This is a genomic window from Rhodococcoides fascians NBRC 12155 = LMG 3623, from assembly GCF_001894785.1.
GTDB classification, from domain to species: Bacteria; Actinomycetota; Actinomycetes; order Mycobacteriales; family Mycobacteriaceae; genus Rhodococcoides; species Rhodococcoides fascians.
Window position 1 is genome coordinate 41,079 of the sequence record NZ_BCWW01000018.1, and the last position, 15,900, is coordinate 56,978.

The following is a 15,900-nucleotide window of genomic DNA, read 5'->3' on the forward strand; positions in this document are numbered from 1 at the left end:
ACCGGGTTCGAGTGGACTCGCGACGGTGGCTCGATCGACACCGAATCCGGGGCCGCGGTGAATTTCCGTACCGACGGCAGTCGATACCGGCGACATCGTGCATCTCGAACATCGGAGAACATCATGACCACGACGACCACTCCTGCAACCACGTCACGTACCGCTGCGCGCGTCGGCTGGGTCCTCACCGGCCTGCTGGCGCTGTTTCTGATCTTCGATATCGTCGGCAAACTGCTGAATGTGCAGCAGGTGAAAGACGCGACGGTGGAATTGGGGCTGCGCGACGAGATGACGCCCGTCATCGGCGTCGTGTTACTGGTGTGCTTGGTGCTGTACTTGGTGCCGCGCACCGCATTTCTGGGTGCCGTTCTCCTGACCGGCTATCTCGGTGGTGCCGTTCTCACCAACTGGCGGGTCGACAAGCCGCTCTTCAGCACGGTCCTGTTCGCGGTCTACGTCGGGATTCTTGCATGGGGTGCGCTGTACCTACGGGATCCGAAGGTGCGTCAGGTCATGCCGATCGTGCGGTAGTGAGACGCCGCCTGCCGACACATGTAAGGGTCAGGACAACGGATTCAGGCCCGACGTGACGGGACCCTCCAACACGGAGCCGTCGGCAGCGAAACGCGAACCGTGCAGCGGGCAGTCCCAGGACTTCTCGGCATCGTTCCACGCCACGATGCCGCCGAGGTGTGGGCACACCGCAGACACGCGGTGGGTGACGCCGTCGACGGTGCAGACAGCCTTCGGTGCGATGCCGGGCTCGATGTGGCCCTTACCCTCGACCAGTGGGGTTTTCGAGCCCCCGGTGATCGGCTTCGCCCATCCTTTCGCCATGTTCAGTCCCACGTTGGCATTGATACGGATCGCGTCGACGATGCCGGTGAGTTGGCGCAGATTCCAGCTGTCGTACGCGCCGGCCCAGTCGGTTCGACCGCCGAACGCCCGCTGTGCAAGAACGAGCGCGGACGCCGCGGCGTTCGTCATTCCCCATTTGTCGTACCCGGTGGCGACCCAGATGCGATCGTCGCCGGGCAGCAGTGGTCCGGCGTACGGCAGCGCGTCGATCGACCCGTAATCCTGCGCGGACCATCTGTATCGTCGTCGGGCCCCGGGGAAGTTCTCTGCGGTCCATTCGTCGAGGTCGTTCACCTGGGCCTGCGGAGAAGACTCGCGCCCGACGACGTGATCGTTTCCACCGATGAGGAGTAGATCGCCGGCCGGGGTGGGCGCGTACCGGATCGATCGGCTGGGGGAGTCGGCGGAGAGGTACATTCCGCGTGGAACGTCGCCGTCGATCTCGTACGCGGCGGCATACGACCGCATCGGTTCCATTCGAGCGAAGAATGCACCGCGATCGAGAATGGGTGTGCCAGTGGCCAAGACGACCCGCGACCCGCGGAGTGGGCCCTGATCCGTCTTGACGTCGACGTGACGAAGCCTTCGTCTCACACCGAGAGCTCGGGTGCCCTCGGTGATGTCCGCACCCGCGCTCGAGGCGTCCTCGGCCAAGGCAATGAGGGCGTCCATCGGATCGAATTGAGCTTGGTCCGGAACAGACACGGCACCGGCGACATCGAAGGGAAGTTCGGTGTCGGTGCCGTAGGAGGCGTTCAGTCCGGCACCGAGAGCGACGCGCAATTCATCGCGAACGGCGGTGAGACCGGAGCTGGTCGTGGCGTACGTGTACGCCGTCTCGCGTTGGACCGCTATACCCCGCTCCGCGCAGTATTCGAGCAGCCATTGCTGCCCAGCAGTGTTGCCCTGCACGTAACGCCGCACCTGCTGGTGCGAATGTTTCGACGCTATCGACGACAGCTTCGTGCCCTGCAGAACACTGATCTTGGCTGTCGTGTTTCCCGTCGCGACGGCACCGATCGTGCGGGCTTCGAGCACCGCGACGCGTTCTCCGGCTCGTGCGAACAGCAGGGCGGTGACCAAACCTGTGAGTCCGGCCCCGATGACCACGGTGTCGTACTTCTGGGTGAAATCGATCGCGCGGTAGGGCAAGCGGTCGGGTCGGTCGAGCCAGAGCGAGTTGGGCGGCATACAACCGAGTTCCCGCCTTCGTCGTCGCGAAACCCGGAAAACCAGATCGCCGTACGCCGTCGTCAGTGAACGATATCGCCGGGCGGACGCGCAAGAGCGACGCAATTGCGGCCGTTGCGTTTCGCGCGATACAAAGCCTCGTCGGCGGCGGCGAGTGTTCGGTCGAACACGGTGCGGGTGGAGCGTGGATCCACCTGTGGCAGTGCGGCACCGACGCTGACGGTGATCGGGATGTCGTCCGCGACGTTATGGACGGCCTGCCGAAGGCGCTCGGCGAATTCGCCGAGCGTCGGTGTCGGATCCGGGACGAGGACGACGAATTCGTCGCCGCCCAGTCGTGAGACCGCCGCGTGTCGCCCGGCGCTCATGGTCAATCGCATTGCCGTCAGCCTCAATGCGACATCGCCCGCGGAGTGGCCGTGGTGGTCGTTGACGGCTTTGAAGTGGTCGATATCGATCAGCACCAAGGCCGGGCGAACGGGGTCGTTGCCGGCACCGACTGCTCTGGCTTCCAGGCCTCGCCGGTTGAGCACTCCGGTCAGTGGGTCGGTCATCGCGTCGGACAGATGAACCCGAGAGGAGTGCAGTACTGCTCGTGAGAACGCCGACAGCAGCGTGACAGCGCCGTTGATCACCGTGATGGCCACCACGACTCGTAGGACGACCGATACGGTGTCGGTAGGGGTTGTCGCCAATGCTGATGCTCCGAGTACGAGCATGTACACCGTGCTCCACACGACGTGGAACCAGATCACTTTCGGTCGAGCGAAGTGCGCGGCGTACGCACCGACCAGTGCGAGAAGCATCGCACCCTGAAGCGCTGCAAGAGGATCAGCGTAGGTTGCCGTCACCACGGTGACACCGAGTTCGCAATACACGACGAACCAGTTGTTGACGGGTGCGCGGCGAGACCACCAGTCCATCCCGAATTCGGCCTTGCTCATGATCCGGGCGACGGGAATCGTGCTGATGCACACGGCGTAGGTCAGTACGGTGCCGAGTCCTTCGGTGGGGCCGTCCTGCGTGAACGTGGTGCCGATGCCGAGCAGCCCGAACAGCAGAGTCTGAACGACAACCCCCGTCCGCAGCAGCGGGTCGGGTGTCTCGTCGTTCGCCCGCATGCCGGCCGGTCGCTCGGTGGGCGCACGTCTTGCCGGTGAGTCCCGATGTCTACCCACCGAAACCGTCTCGTGTCATGTCCGATCGCCAGCGCAGACTGGCTCGGACTGCCTCCCCGACACGGTCGGCGAGGTCGGCGGCGAGGGGCTCGGAGTGGTGAAACGTAGTCGCCTGTTTCGGTTTCGACAACCGGGCCGGTTCGATCTTCGGTGCATGCCCGTCGATGCCCAACCGGAAGGCACTGTCCGGAGTCATTCGAGTCGAGGGTATGCGTTCGGCGTTGCGCGGAACCGCCGAACAGTCGATGGTGAGCAGCGTTCGACCCGGGCGCGCGAACGTCTGCTTGTCGGCAAGCGCGACATACAGTCCGTCGTTCGCCTCGGCGCGCGTCGCCAGTCGTGCGACGACCCGTCGAATACGCTGCTGGCACTGTGTTCGGTCTGACGACACGACCAGCTCGGCACCCGGGACGACAGATCGTGTGCTGCGCGCCGACTCCGTCAAGGACGTCCAGATTGCGTCGTCGTCCTCGCCGAAATATGTTCGCAACAGCCAGAGTTCGGAGCTGCTCGCGCCGTCGGGCATGGTGATCCAATCCGAGAACTGTGGGGTGCACCGAACGTGCGGTCAGGCGGAGGGGACAGCCCGGAGTGGCACGGGCACAGTATCGGCGAGGAAGGTCAGCTGATCTCCGATCACCGAGGAGAACAGCGGCTCCACGTACGGGTCGAAATGACCGCCTACGTAGGTTCGAACCGTCGCACCGCGAACTTTCGCCGCGGCGCGTTGTGCGACGGACGCCGGGGTCACTGTGTCTTCGGACGCAATCTGCACCAAAGTGGGGCAGTCGATACGCGACATCGTTCTTCCGGGGGAGTAGCGCCAGATCTTCAGAAGGATTCGTGCAGCGACGGTTTCGGGGTAGTCGCCGTCGGACAGTCCGGACTCGAGGACGAGACGGTCACGCCCCTTCATCGCGTCGGGCGAGACCATCACGGCTCGTTGGCCGGGTAGTCCGACGCTGTCGACGTAGCGCGGCGATCGGCCGAGGACAGCGCGCACAGCGTCGGACATGGCGGCCGGTGCCAGCCGCACAGCCTGTCGCAATCCGGTTGCGCGAACGGCAGCAATGCCGTCGATGTGGGGTACCTGGGCGATGACGGCTGCGAATCGAATACCGTTGCCCGCCAACGTCAGTACGTGGCCACCGGCGAACGACGTCCCCCAGCCGACGACCCGATTGTTGTCGACTCCGTCCAATGAGCGAGCAAAGTCGACTGCGTTTCGCCAGTCGGTGAGCTGTTCGTTCACGTCCAACAACTGGCGCGGTTCGCCCTCGCTGTCCCCGAAGAACCGGTAGTCGAAGACGCACACCACGTAACCGGCCGCGACGAAACGCTCCGCGTAGGCGTATAAGCGCATGGCTCGGGGACTGCCGAACCCGTGGGCCATGACAATCACCGGCAGACGGTCGGAGGCCGGGCTGCTCGGCCGGAAAACCGTAGCAGCGCAACGAACTCCGTTCGAGTGGAATGACGTCTCGGTACGGGTGAAACCGGTGTGGTCGTCGGTGATCATGCGATTGTTCCTCTGTTCAGCAAAGACTGTATGGATCGAAACTCGTTACTTGAAGGGATTGAGTGTCCGACCGAGGTAGTACCCGATACGTGTCGGAATCGGTTTGGCTGCAACAGCAGTCGCTTTGTTGACCAACCCGGGCACGCACACCGGAGTGCCGTTCTCGACCGCGCGCCATCCCTCGCGGACGACGTCCTCGGGGTTCTGCCAGAGGATCGAGGGGAGCTTGGACGTGGCCGCCTCCCTGGTCCCCATGACGTCGTGGAACTCGCTGTGCGTGAAGCCCGGGCAGAGCGCGGTGACGTGAATGCCGTGGGGACGCAGCTCCATGTCGAGTGACTGCGACATGTCGAGTACGTAGGACTTGATGCCGGTGTACAGCAGACTGGCTGCGGGCGGAAGCAGGGCCGCCAGCGACGAGAGGTTGACGATGCGTCCGTATCCTCGCTCTTTCATGCCAGGAACAGTGAGGTGAGCAAGTTCGGTCACCGCCGTGATCATCACCTGGATCTCCGCGGCCAGCGACTCGAATGGAGCGTCGGCGAACTTCGAATTCCCCGACATTCCAGCATTGTTGACGAGTATGTCGATGTCGACACCCAGGGCTCGCGTGCGCTCCATGATCGCGCGGGGAGCGTCGCGATCGGCCAGGTCGGCGGCCACCACGTCGCACCGCACGCTGTGGCGCGTGGTGAGCTCGTTTGCCAGTGCAGTCAACCGATCCTCGCGACGGGCTACCAGAACGAGGTTGTGTCCCTCGGCGGCGAGGTGACGGGCGAAGGCCGCGCCGATGCCTGCGGATGCGCCGGTGATCAGGGCTGTGCGTCCGGTGTTCGACATCTGCCACGTCTCCATCTCTTGAACGGTCATCAAGAACGGTAGCAGTGTCTTGAATGACATTCAAGATAAACTCCGGGACATGCCCAAGAATCGCGGACTGCACGACAGAGAGAGCAAGCGCGACGACATCGTCGCCGCTGCCCGCGAGATGTTCGTATCCGACGGTTTCGAGCGCGCATCGATCAGCCGTCTGGCGAAAGCTGTCGGGATCACCCCGAACACCGTGTACTGGTACTTCGACGACAAGGACGACATCCTGGTCGCAGTGCTGACCGCTATCGCGGCCGAGGACGCGGCAGATTATGCGACCGTCGCGGATCGATCCCTGGCCGACCGTTTGGTCTGGCTCGTGGAGCAACTGCAGAGGGTGGGCCCTCTGGTATCGACGGTGCACGACCGAGTTGCCAAGTCGGCAGCAATCGAACACTGGCACAACGGTTTCCACCACTTCGCGGAATCGTTGTTCGCTTCCGATATCGAGAAGGCTGGACTGTCCGGGTCCGAAGCCGATGCGATGCTGCGCATCGGGACGTTCGTCGTGGAGGGATTGCTGACGCACGCCCCGGCTCCGGAGGTCGTCCGTTCGGTGATCGATCGATTGGTCGCGACCATACCGCCTGTTTCGCGTACCAGCTCTACCGAATGACTCTGGTGCGTTGCGGATCTCGTGGTCAGTCGGTCAGCAGCCCGATCTCGGCAACAGTCAGGTCGGTCCGCGGGTCCCGCCACACGGCCGTTCCGTCGCGCACCACCGGCAGGAGCAGTCGCTTCTCCTGGATCGGCCACTGGATGAACGGGTAATAGCCTGCGAGTTCGCCCTGCACCGAGTCGGCAACGACGACCGTGGCCTCGGCGAGCGTTTGATCGATATGCAACGCGCCGAACGAGAAGCCCCGGAACTGCTCGAGGGCGGGCGTCCGGTGATGCAGGACGGGTTCGAGCCCGACATGGCAGTGCCCGGTCTCCATCAGTGCGATCGTCCATTCCGACCGCTCGATGTGCTGTTCGCTGCCGTGCTTGCGGCAGTACAGATCACGCCCCACGGCACCGCACGCGTCGACGATCCGAGTGGGTGCGCCGTGACCGGAGTCCGGGACGAACGGAAGACGCCACTCCTCGACGCATTCGAAAGCCTGCCATTCCATCGCTTCAGGCTGGCATACGAGCGCGCTGGGGCGGTACCGAATTATGTTCGGCCACCCCGCACGAACATGCTGTCGTCCATAGCTTCGTCGACGGCGAGGATCGTCACGTCGATGTCGCAGTCATCGGTCGGACCGTCCGTGGTCGGACCGACGTAGACACAGATTCCGGTCTGTACGTCGAGTCTCACGGATACCGGCGGCCCGGGAACCCAGTGCCCGGTATCGAAGTCGTAGTACCCGCTCAGTAATGCGCAGCATTCGCATCGGGCGTCGTACTCCGGAGTGGTGCAGACGATGGCCTCCCACGCTTGCCGCCCGCCGTGCTCGACTACCTCGACCTCGGATACGTCGGTGCCTGTCGCGGCGGACGAATGGTCGTGCGGTGAACGAGTGAGTTCGATCGGGTTGAGCATCGCGATCCACTGGTAGTTCTCGTAGAACGGATCGTCCCAGTCCACGAACCACGAATCCGTTTCCGATGGTAACGCCGACACCAACCCATCGGCGTCGAACACCGGTGTCGTATCCGATGCCCACAGTGCACTGGGACGGTCGGCATCGGCTCCGTTCGAGTACACAGCTGCCCTCTCGTCGAATGGGATTGTCACGGAGGATACTTCGACGACTTCACCAGCGGCGTTCTCCACGCGAAGGTATCCCGGGCGTCGAATCCATGCGTGCACCGGAGCTGTGTGACCGGCGCGCACGAATGCGAGCTCGACAGTTCTCCAACGCCACGGAGACGACTGTGCCAATCGACGGAACTGCTCGACGGACGGGGTGATGATCATGTCTTCGATCATGTCAGCCACGTCCAGTCATTTCTGGTAGCAGCCGGGAGAATCCAGCCGCTGACGTTCGTCGATCAGACCGTCAACAAGGATTTCACTGCGAGCAGGTCCACCTGACGGATGGTCGGCGGCTCGGCCAGAAGCTCCTGCTGGCGTTCGCGGAGGGACTTCACAATGCTGCCGTGCAGGTGGTCCTGGCGTCCGTCCTCGTCGGGGAACGTGTCGTAGATCGCGAACGTGTTCTCGCTCAACTTGATTGCATACCAGGTTGTGGTGCCCGGCTCGTCGAGTGCGTGGGCGTGCATCTCGGTGAGCCAGTTTTCCAGGGCGTCTGCCGTGTCGGGTTTGGCGGTGAGGGTGACCAGGAGTCCGACATTGCGGGGTGCGACACGAATGGTCGTCGGCGGGGCCGGACGGGGACCCGTCGTCGCGGCGGGCCGAAAGGCCGCGCCGGGATGGTCGTCGCGCAGACGGGGCTGCCCCAGCACCAGTTCACGCAGGGAGGTGGGTTCGGTGCGGTTGGTGTCGGGAATCAATCCACGGCGACGGAGTTCGGGGGTGATCAATTCTCCGAAGTCGCGAAACGTTTCGAAGTTGGTGACGCGAGCGATGTTGAAGCCATCGACATCGGCGATCTCGATCCACTCCTCGAAGTGATCGACGATCGTCTTCGGTGAGCCCACGATGCTCGCGCTCATGCCGCCCACGCACAGCCACTCCGCCAGTTTGCGTGGTGTCCATACCAATTCGCTGTCGACCCGAGTGAGCATGTCGCTGAACGCACGGATGCCGTCGCCTCGGAACTGGTCCAACGGCTTGTCGGGGTCGGCTCCCGAGAGATCGACTCCGGTCCATCCGCCCCACAATGCCAGAGCGGCGTCGACCTGGGCGTGCTTCTGAACCTGCAGCAGCTTTTCGTGCGCGGCCTCGTCGGTCGCGGCGACGATGGGAGTGAGCATCATGATGATCTTCAGGCTTCGCGGATCGCGTCCCTGCTCGGCGGCCAACATGCGGTACTGGTCGACGATGGGGCGAACGTCGTGGGGGTTGACTCCGACGAGGAAGACCGCTTCGGCGTGCTTGGCGGCGAACTTGCGCCCCCGGGCCGACGCCCCGGCCTGGAACAGGAACGGCGTGCGTTGCGGGGACGGTTCGCCCAGATGCGCACCGGGAACGGTGAAGTACTTACCGGCATGGTCGATGTCGTGCACCTTGGACGGCTCGGTGTAGACGCCACGAGCGCGGTCGCGCACCACCGCGTCCTCTTCCCACGAGCCCTCCCACAGCTTGTAGCAGACCTCCATGAACTCGTCGGCGATCTCGTACCGCTCGTCGTGCGAGATCTGCTGCGTCAGGCCGAGATTGACTGCTGCGCTCTGCTGGTAGGACGTCACGACGTTCCACGCCACCCGGCCTTTGGTGAGGTGATCGAGTGTCGTCATGGTCTTGGCGAACTTGTACGGCAGTTCGTAGGTGGACGAGACCGTCGCACCGTAACTCAGCGTCTTCGTCGCCGCGGCCATGGCCGAGATCGTCAACAGCGGATCGGCTACGGGTGCCTGCGCAGCTGTACGCAGTGCGGCGTCTCGGTTGCCGCCGTACACGTCGTAGAACCCCAGGACGTCGGCCAGGAAGAGGATGTCGAAACCCGCCGCTTCCAGCGTCTGGGCCAATTCCACCCAGTACTCGATGTCGGTGTAGCGGTGAGTCTGGTCATCGGCGTCGGTCCACATGCCGGGGTTCTGGTGCACCACGCACGCCATGTCGAAAGCGCTCAGTACCAGCTGCTTGCGTGCGGTGTCGGGCCCTGCGTTCATGTTCGGCTCTTTCGATCAGCGGGTCGGAGTACTGGGGTGAACCTGCTGCTCATCGCAGGTCGGTCGACATCAGACCTTGGAGGCGAGCACGTCGAACGACTGCACCGACGGCGCGTGCGCGAGCAGGTCGTCGGACAGTCGGGTGAGCACCCGATGGCCGTCCTGGCCGAGGGGCACCTTGCTTTCGGACGAACCGAAGATTCCGAACTCGGTGTTGGTGATTCGATACGCGTACCACGTCGCGGTCTGCGGATCCCGCGCCACCGATCCGAGTGCTTCGCCCAGGATCGCGGCGACCTCGTCCTGCTTTCCCTCTCGTGCGACCAGGTGGATCAGAGTTCCGTTGTTGAGCGCCATGCGGTGCGACTGTCCTCACTGTTGGGCAGACCGACGTCCACCACGAATCGAGCATCGTTACCGAAGCTAACCCGTCCGAGTCCGTGCAGCGACGGTTCGAATCACCCTGATTCGAAGCCTGGCCAACGGTCGCCGAGCGTGCGAGAGCGGATGGTGGCCTAATCTCGAGGCGATGCGAATAGCGGTGGTGGAGGACGACGACGGCGTCGGCGACGCGTTGGTGGACGCGCTGACCGAGGTGGGGCACGACCCTGTCCGGATGCGCCGCGGTGCCGACCTGCTGCTCGGGTACCACGGCATGGGTGTCGTTCTCCTCGATCTCGGCCTGCCCGACATGGACGGCCTCGAGGCGCTTCGTAAGCTGCGGACCCTGAGTTCGGTGCCCGTGGTGGTGCTGACCGCGCGGGACGACGAGCGGTCGGTGGTCCGAGCTCTGCGCGCGGGCGCGGACGACTACGTCGTCAAGCCCGCTCGATTGGGGGAGTTGCACGCGAGGCTGGAAGTGGCGGCGCGGCGTCGGAGCGCAACGAGTGATGCGGCGGTGGATCGGCTCGAGTTGGGCGACGTGGTCGTCGATCTCGTCGGGCGCAGTGTCGAAGTCGACGGGCGAGACATCGGGCTGACCACCAAAGAGTTCGACCTGCTTGCGCACCTGGCGACCCGACGTGGTGAAGCGGTGAGCCGCGAACAGCTGATGGATGCGATCTGGGGCGATGCGTACGTGGCGATCTCGCGATCGCTCGACGTGCACATGACGACGTTGCGTGCCAAGCTCGGCCGACCCGGGACCATCGCCACGATCCGCGGCTTCGGCTACCGCTGGGACGGCTGACGTGCGGCGCCGGGTTCTCGTGGTGCTGATGGTCTACTCGGCCGTCGTCGTTCTCGCGCTGTCGGTTCCGCTGGGATTGTTGCTGGGGCGCGAACGCGCCCAACGATTCGGTGAGAATCGAGCTGCCGCTGCAACGTACTTCGCGGAACTGAGCTCCCGGGAGGACGAGTCGGGTGATTCTCGAATCCGAGAGTCGGTGCAGCGCTACAACGATCTGTACGGCGAGGGGATCGTGGTGGTCGACCGCACCGGAGCGGTCCGTGCTGCATCGGGTCTGGATACGACGCGCACGGACGTTCAACAGGCGGTGGCCGGTGCCCTGCGCAATCAACGCGGTGGCCTTCCGTCGAGTGTGACGCCGTGGTCGCCGTCGTCGGTACTGGTGGCAGCACCGATCGGTGGGGGAACGCAGGTCGACGGTGCCGTGGTGATTGCAGCCTCCACCGACGCGGCCCGCCGGGATGTGGCGATCGGGTGGGCGGTGATCGCTGTCGGTGCGCTGCTGATCTTGGCCACGGTGGCGCTGATCGCTGCTGCGTTGTCGCGCTGGGTCGTTCGTCCACTGACGTCGTTGTCGATGCGAGTCCAATCGTTCGGCGACGCCTTTCACGATCGCCGGCCTCTCGACGACTCGCCACGTCTCGAGTCGGACGCACACGTCGGTCCGCCCGAGGTTCGAGCGCTCTCGCGTGCGTTCGACGCGATGGCAGACGATGTGGAGAACGCGACCGCTGCGCAGCGTCGTCTGGTGGCCGACACCGCCCATGCATTGCGTAACCCGTTGGCGGCATTACGAATTCGACTGGACGTGTTGGGAATGCGGGTGCCCGAATCGGTCGCCGAAGCGCACCAGCGAACGACACTGGAGGTCGATCGGCTCGACTCCGTCGTCGAGGATCTTCTGGTGCTCGCTGCTGCCGAGACGCCGGTTCTGCATCGCGAGACCGCGTGCGACGTACTGTTCGTGCTCACCGACAGAGTCCGATTCTGGTCGAACGCACTGACAGTGGCCGGGTTGACCGTCCGTGTCGCGGATCCCGACCCGGGAGCCGATCACACTGCTGCGGTACCGGAGGAAGACCTGGTGCGCATGCTCGACGCGATCCTGAGCAACGCGACCAAGTACGCCGGTTCGGGAGCGGATGTCGACATCGACTGCCGAGCCGGCGACGATCACGTCGTGGTGTCGATCACCGACACCGGCCCGGGTGTATCCGCTGCCGAATTACCGATGATCGCGGACCGGTTCTTTCGGGCATCGAGTGCTCACGGGACCGGAACGGGGCTCGGCCTGGCAATAGTCGCGGCCCTGATCGAACGAGTGGGAGGACGCCTCGAGGTCGACGCTCATCGACCGTCCGGTTTGATCGTCCGAATGCTGCTCCCGCGTCACGGCTCGAGCGGGTCCTTGTCCTAAGGGAGTGTTAGGAAACGCGAAACAGCTTGGTTCTCGCTGTGCTGGGGGTCACAGTAGAAGGACTTCGGTTGCCGTCACGCGTTCGGCGACCCACCCGCAAGCTATCTGTGGAAGGACCTGCCCATGGCCAACGAGGCCACTTCGACCGCTGGTTCGTCTCGTGCGAACCCGCCGGTCTCGTCTCCCGCAGCCACCCGTCGCGCCGTCTACAACACACTTCGTGGGTCGTCGGGCAACCTCGTCGAGTGGTACGACGTGTACGTCTACACCGTCTTCGCGACGTATTTCGAGAATCAGTTCTTCGATTCGGCGGACAAGAATTCGACCATCTACGTCTACGGGATCTTCGCGGTCACGTTCCTGATGCGTCCGGTCGGTTCGTGGTTCTTCGGACGCTACGCAGACCGGAACGGTCGCCGAGCTGCACTGACATTCAGCGTCTCGCTGATGGCGGCCTGCTCGATGGTCATCGCGTTCACCCCCGGCCGGGAGAGCATCGGTGTATGGGCCGCGGTCATTCTGATTCTGTGCCGTCTGGTGCAGGGCTTCGCCACCGGTGGTGAGTACGGAGCGTCGGCGACATACATGTCCGAGGCCGCCACTCGTGAGCGTCGCGGATTCTTCTCCTCGTTCCAGTACGTCACGCTGATCGGCGGCCACGTTCTGGCGCAGGTCACGCTGCTGCTCATGCAGGTCTTCTTCGAGCGGGAGCAGATCGAGGACTTCGGTTGGCGCATAGCGTTCTTCATCGGTGGCGTCGCCGCAGTGGTTGTCTTCTGGCTGCGCCGCAGCATGGACGAGTCGTTGACCAAGGATCAGCTCGAGGCAGTTCGTAGCGGTGCCGATCAGGCGTCCGGATCTCTCAAGGAATTGGTCGGAAAGCACTGGCGCGCTCTGCTGATCTGTTTCATGGTGACCGCCGGTGGCACCATCGCGTTCTACACCTACAGCGTCAATGCACCCTCGATGATCAAGGCAGCGTACGAGGACCGCGGAATGACCGGGACCTGGATCAACCTGTTCGGGCTGATCTTCCTGATGTTGCTGCAGCCCATCGGCGGCTTGATCAGCGACAAGGTGGGACGCAAGCCTCTGCTGGTCTTCTTCGGCGTCGGCGGCGTGCTCTACACCTACGTGCTCATCACGTATCTGCCGTCGGCGACGTCGGTGGTGCAGTCATTGGCGCTGGTCTGCGTCGGCTACGTCATCCTCACGGGCTACACCTCGATCAACGCGATCGTCAAAGCCGAATTGTTCCCCTCGCACATCCGCGCATTGGGAGTCGGCCTCGGGTACGCGCTGGCGAACTCTGCGTTCGGCGGTACCGCTCCGTTGATCTACCAGGCAGCGAAGAACGGTGGGCACGTCGGGTGGTTCATTCTGTACGTGACCGTCGTCATCGGCATCTCGCTCCTGGTGTACATCTTCGTGCTGCGGAACAAGACCGAGACCGTCCTCGACAGGGAGCAGGGCAAGGCCTTCGCCTGACCTATGACGACTTACAGTGAGTGAGATGCTCCGGCCCGCTGCGTTGTTCTCTCGAAGAACAGCTCTGCGGGCCGGTGTCGTGTCGCTGACCGCGGCGGCCATGGGAGCCTGCGCCACGGACCCGCCGATGCAACTTCGCCTGGCGGCGGGCGAGGTGGGTGGCTTCTTCTGGGAGTTCTCCGGCCTGCTGTCCGACGCGGCTGCCGGAATGTCGGAGGTCGAGGTAGTGCCGCTCACGACATCCGGTTCTCTCGACAACCTCGACGCCTTGATCTCCGGTCGTGCCGAACTGGCGATGACGCTGATCGACGCCGCATACAGCCACCCGAGTACCGACCTGGCCGCGGTCGGATGTGTCTACGAGAACTACTTTCAGGTCGCTGTGCGGGCCGATTCGACCATCCTCGCAGCGAGCGATCTACGGGGACGACGAGTGAGTACCGGCGCGCCCGGATCGGGGGCGACGGTTCTCTCGCATCGGATCCTCGACGCGGCCGGCGTCTCGGGACCGGATGCAGTTCGTGAAGTTCAATTGTCGATGAAGGCGGCAGCGACCGCGTTGTCCGACAACGAGATCGACGCGGTGATGTGGGCGGGTGGATTGCCGACCCCGGCTTTCGCCGACCCGAGTAGCGAGATCCGGTTGCTCGAACTGGGCAGTCTAGTTCCGAACCTGCGTCGGGCGTTCGGCACCGCGTACGAGGCGGTCCCGGTTCCGGCGAACGTGTACGGCTCGCACCCGGGGGTGACGACCGTCGGAATCCCGAATCTGCTGTTGGCCCACCCCGATGTGCCGAACCGAGTTGTCGCCGCACTGGTGAGCGTTCTGCTCGACCGATCGTCGGCCCTGGTCCCCGGGCAAGCGATCGGCAGCCAATTTCTCGACGCACGCTCACTGGTCATGACGGGCGGTATTCCTCTGCACCCCGGGGCCGAAGAGGAATACCGCGCTCGACACGGTTAGACGGCGGGCACTACCAGCTCACAACCTCGCTGCGAGTCGGTGGTACGCCGCGTTCCATCGGAGAGTCTGCTGGAACCCACGCGTCGTGGTGCCGGAATCGATGGCGAGCAGCTCGACACCGATCATGTCCGAGAATGCCTCCAGCACAGGCAGACCGATGGCGGTACTCAACACCGTGTGGTGGGGTGCGCCTGCGGTCAACCACGATTCGGCCGACACCGACAGTGAGGGCTGCGGTTCCCACACTGCGCATGCCACGGGTAGTTTCGGCAGCGCCTCGTCGGGCTCGACCACGTCGATCACGTTGGCCGTCAATCGGAATCGCTCACCGACGTCGGACAGTCCGACGACGACGCCATGCCCCGGATCGGCCGTGAATCGCAGCCGCACCGGATCCTCGCGGCCGCCGATCGAGAGTGGATGAATTTCCAGTGTCGGACGAGACGTCGTGATGGACGGGCACACCTCCAGCATGTGTGCACCGAGGATCTTCTCCTCACCGGGGACGAGGTGGTAGGTGTAGTCCTCCATGAAGGACGTACCGCCCTCCAGTCCCTCGGCCATGACCTTCATGCCGCGCAACAACATCGACGTCTTCCAGTCGCCCTCGCCGCCGAAGCCGTAACCGTCGGCCATCAGTCGCTGCACCGCCAATCCTGGCAACTGACGCAGGCCGCCGAGGTCCTCGAAATTGGTGGTGAACGCCTTGAACCCGCCGTCGGTGAGGAACTGCCGCATTCCCGCTTCGACGCGTGCGCCGTAGCGGAGGGAGTCGTGACGATCCCCGTCCTTGTCGAGGCTCGGTGAGAGGTCGTAGAGCGACCGATACTCGTCGACTAGTTCCGAGACGGCCGACTCGCTGACGCTGTCGACAACGTCCACGAGATCATTGACGCCGTAGGTGTTCACGGAGACGCCGAAGCGCAGCTGTGCCTCCACCTTGTCGCCTTCGGTCACTGCGACGTCGCGCATGTTGTCGCCGAAGCGGGCCAGTTTCAGCGAACGCAATTCGGCCCGGCCGAGTGCCGCGCGCGCCCACTGTTCCGCCCGCGTCCGTACCGACGGATTGTCGACGTGGCCCGCGATGGTGGTGCGCAGTACGCCGACCCTGGACTCGATGTGCCCGAACTCGCGATCACCGTGCGCAGCCTGGTTCAGATTCATGAACTCCATGTCGATCGTGGACCAGGGCAACGACATTCCGGCCTGCGTGTGCAGGTGCAGCAGTGGAACATCGAGCGCGTCCAGGCCTGCGATCCACATCTTGGCCGGCGAGAAAGTGTGCATCCAGGTGACGACGCCGATGCAGTCCTCGGCGGCGTTGGCCTCCCGCATGCACCGCAGGATCGCGGACGCGTCGAGCAGCACCGGCTTCCAGACGACGGATACCGGCAGTGCGCCGTCGAGTTTGTCTGCGATCTCCCGTGATTGGACTGCCACCTGCTCGAGCGTCTCGGGACCGTAGAGGCCTTGACTGCCGGTGAGAAACCATACTTCGGACAT

Annotated in this window: 15 protein-coding genes and 1 pseudogene; 6 read left to right on the top strand and 10 right to left on the bottom strand. The window is 64.1% G+C overall.

All coding sequences use genetic code 11. The features are described from left to right. The first annotated feature begins 123 nt into the window (after positions 1-123). Complete coding sequence (locus RFA01S_RS25300; protein ID WP_032385784.1) at positions 124-531, top strand: DoxX family protein; 408 nt, start codon at positions 124-126, stop codon at positions 529-531. Positions 532-561: 30 nt separating this feature from the next. Here the strand turns inward: RFA01S_RS25300 and RFA01S_RS25305 are convergent, their stop codons facing one another. The 5 genes from RFA01S_RS25305 to RFA01S_RS25325 form a co-directional block, all read right to left on the bottom strand. Continuing rightward, positions 562-2,049, bottom strand: a complete 1,488-nt coding sequence (locus tag RFA01S_RS25305; RefSeq protein ID WP_032408134.1) for an FAD-dependent oxidoreductase — start codon at positions 2,047-2,049, stop codon at positions 562-564. A gap of 62 nt (positions 2,050-2,111) precedes the next feature. Then, a complete protein-coding gene (locus tag RFA01S_RS25310; protein ID WP_052053756.1) occupies positions 2,112-3,170 on the bottom strand; it encodes a GGDEF domain-containing protein in 1,059 nt (352 codons plus the stop codon). 49 nt (positions 3,171-3,219) lie between these two features. Beyond that, complete coding sequence (locus RFA01S_RS25315; protein WP_032408133.1) at positions 3,220-3,753, bottom strand: DUF6924 domain-containing protein; 534 nt, start codon at positions 3,751-3,753, stop codon at positions 3,220-3,222. Positions 3,754-3,795: 42 nt separating this feature from the next. Continuing rightward, positions 3,796-4,746 carry an alpha/beta hydrolase gene (locus tag RFA01S_RS25320; protein ID WP_032408132.1) on the bottom strand — a complete coding sequence of 317 codons (951 nt, stop codon included), beginning with the start codon at positions 4,744-4,746 and terminating at the stop codon, positions 3,796-3,798. Between the two features lie 45 nt (positions 4,747-4,791). Beyond that, positions 4,792-5,586: an SDR family NAD(P)-dependent oxidoreductase gene (locus tag RFA01S_RS25325; RefSeq protein ID WP_032408208.1), complete on the bottom strand. Its 795-nt coding sequence runs from the start codon at positions 5,584-5,586 to the stop codon at positions 4,792-4,794. 79 nt (positions 5,587-5,665) lie between these two features. Here RFA01S_RS25325 and RFA01S_RS25330 point away from each other — a divergent pair, with 79 nt between their 5' ends. Continuing rightward, positions 5,666-6,232 (top strand): TetR/AcrR family transcriptional regulator, encoded by a 567-nt coding sequence (locus RFA01S_RS25330; RefSeq protein WP_032372992.1) that lies wholly within the window; start codon positions 5,666-5,668, stop codon positions 6,230-6,232. Between the two features lie 25 nt (positions 6,233-6,257). Here RFA01S_RS25330 and RFA01S_RS25335 read toward each other — a convergent pair whose 3' ends face one another. The 4 genes and pseudogenes from RFA01S_RS25335 to RFA01S_RS25350 form a co-directional block, all read right to left on the bottom strand. After that, entirely contained in the window at positions 6,258-6,731 is a 474-nt protein-coding gene (locus tag RFA01S_RS25335) for a hypothetical protein (RefSeq protein WP_032408131.1), read from the bottom strand. 41 nt (positions 6,732-6,772) lie between these two features. Then, a complete protein-coding gene (locus tag RFA01S_RS25340; RefSeq protein ID WP_237606486.1) occupies positions 6,773-7,534 on the bottom strand; it encodes a hypothetical protein in 762 nt (253 codons plus the stop codon). Between the two features lie 407 nt (positions 7,535-7,941). After that, a pseudogene (locus tag RFA01S_RS25345) lies at positions 7,942-9,339 on the bottom strand (LLM class flavin-dependent oxidoreductase); the annotation flags it as partial. A 69-nt stretch (positions 9,340-9,408) separates the two neighbouring features. Continuing rightward, positions 9,409-9,696, bottom strand: coding sequence for a hypothetical protein (locus RFA01S_RS25350; RefSeq protein ID WP_032408129.1), 288 nt, complete (start codon positions 9,694-9,696; stop codon positions 9,409-9,411). Positions 9,697-9,868: 172 nt separating this feature from the next. Between RFA01S_RS25350 and RFA01S_RS25355 the strand changes: the two genes are divergently transcribed. The 4 genes from RFA01S_RS25355 to RFA01S_RS25370 all read left to right on the top strand — a co-directional run bounded on the left by RFA01S_RS25355 (position 9,869) and on the right by RFA01S_RS25370 (position 14,397). Beyond that, the gene (locus RFA01S_RS25355; RefSeq protein ID WP_032385566.1) at positions 9,869-10,528 is read left to right on the top strand and encodes a response regulator transcription factor; all 660 of its coding nucleotides are present in this window, start codon (positions 9,869-9,871) and stop codon (positions 10,526-10,528) included. Position 10,529: 1 nt separating this feature from the next. Then, positions 10,530-11,945 carry a sensor histidine kinase gene (locus RFA01S_RS25360; RefSeq protein WP_027496157.1) on the top strand — a complete coding sequence of 472 codons (1,416 nt, stop codon included), beginning with the start codon at positions 10,530-10,532 and terminating at the stop codon, positions 11,943-11,945. Positions 11,946-12,068: 123 nt separating this feature from the next. Next, the gene (locus RFA01S_RS25365) at positions 12,069-13,433 is read left to right on the top strand and encodes an MFS transporter (protein WP_032372988.1); all 1,365 of its coding nucleotides are present in this window, start codon (positions 12,069-12,071) and stop codon (positions 13,431-13,433) included. A gap of 25 nt (positions 13,434-13,458) precedes the next feature. Next, complete coding sequence (locus RFA01S_RS25370; protein ID WP_081371416.1) at positions 13,459-14,397, top strand: TAXI family TRAP transporter solute-binding subunit; 939 nt, start codon at positions 13,459-13,461, stop codon at positions 14,395-14,397. 18 nt (positions 14,398-14,415) lie between these two features. Here RFA01S_RS25370 and araA read toward each other — a convergent pair whose 3' ends face one another. Continuing rightward, on the bottom strand, positions 14,416-15,900 hold the full coding sequence (gene araA / locus RFA01S_RS25375) for an L-arabinose isomerase (RefSeq protein WP_027496160.1): 1,485 nt from the start codon (positions 15,898-15,900) through the stop codon (positions 14,416-14,418).

Coding starts and splice junctions, on each gene's coding strand:
- RFA01S_RS25300 (WP_032385784.1), top strand. CDS start 124: ATGACCACGACGACCACTCCTGCAACCACGTCACGTACCGCTGCGCGC.
- RFA01S_RS25305 (WP_032408134.1), bottom strand. CDS start 2,049: ATGCCGCCCAACTCGCTCTGGCTCGACCGACCCGACCGCTTGCCCTAC.
- RFA01S_RS25310 (WP_052053756.1), bottom strand. CDS start 3,170: ATGCGGGCGAACGACGAGACACCCGACCCGCTGCTGCGGACGGGGGTT.
- RFA01S_RS25315 (WP_032408133.1), bottom strand. CDS start 3,753: ATGCCCGACGGCGCGAGCAGCTCCGAACTCTGGCTGTTGCGAACATAT.
- RFA01S_RS25320 (WP_032408132.1), bottom strand. CDS start 4,746: ATGATCACCGACGACCACACCGGTTTCACCCGTACCGAGACGTCATTC.
- RFA01S_RS25325 (WP_032408208.1), bottom strand. CDS start 5,586: ATGTCGAACACCGGACGCACAGCCCTGATCACCGGCGCATCCGCAGGC.
- RFA01S_RS25330 (WP_032372992.1), top strand. CDS start 5,666: ATGCCCAAGAATCGCGGACTGCACGACAGAGAGAGCAAGCGCGACGAC.
- RFA01S_RS25335 (WP_032408131.1), bottom strand. CDS start 6,731: ATGGAATGGCAGGCTTTCGAATGCGTCGAGGAGTGGCGTCTTCCGTTC.
- RFA01S_RS25340 (WP_237606486.1), bottom strand. CDS start 7,534: ATGATCGAAGACATGATCATCACCCCGTCCGTCGAGCAGTTCCGTCGA.
- RFA01S_RS25350 (WP_032408129.1), bottom strand. CDS start 9,696: ATGGCGCTCAACAACGGAACTCTGATCCACCTGGTCGCACGAGAGGGA.
- RFA01S_RS25355 (WP_032385566.1), top strand. CDS start 9,869: ATGCGAATAGCGGTGGTGGAGGACGACGACGGCGTCGGCGACGCGTTG.
- RFA01S_RS25365 (WP_032372988.1), top strand. CDS start 12,069: ATGGCCAACGAGGCCACTTCGACCGCTGGTTCGTCTCGTGCGAACCCG.
- RFA01S_RS25370 (WP_081371416.1), top strand. CDS start 13,459: ATGCTCCGGCCCGCTGCGTTGTTCTCTCGAAGAACAGCTCTGCGGGCC.
- araA (WP_027496160.1), bottom strand. CDS start 15,900: ATGTCCGAAGTATGGTTTCTCACCGGCAGTCAAGGCCTCTACGGTCCC.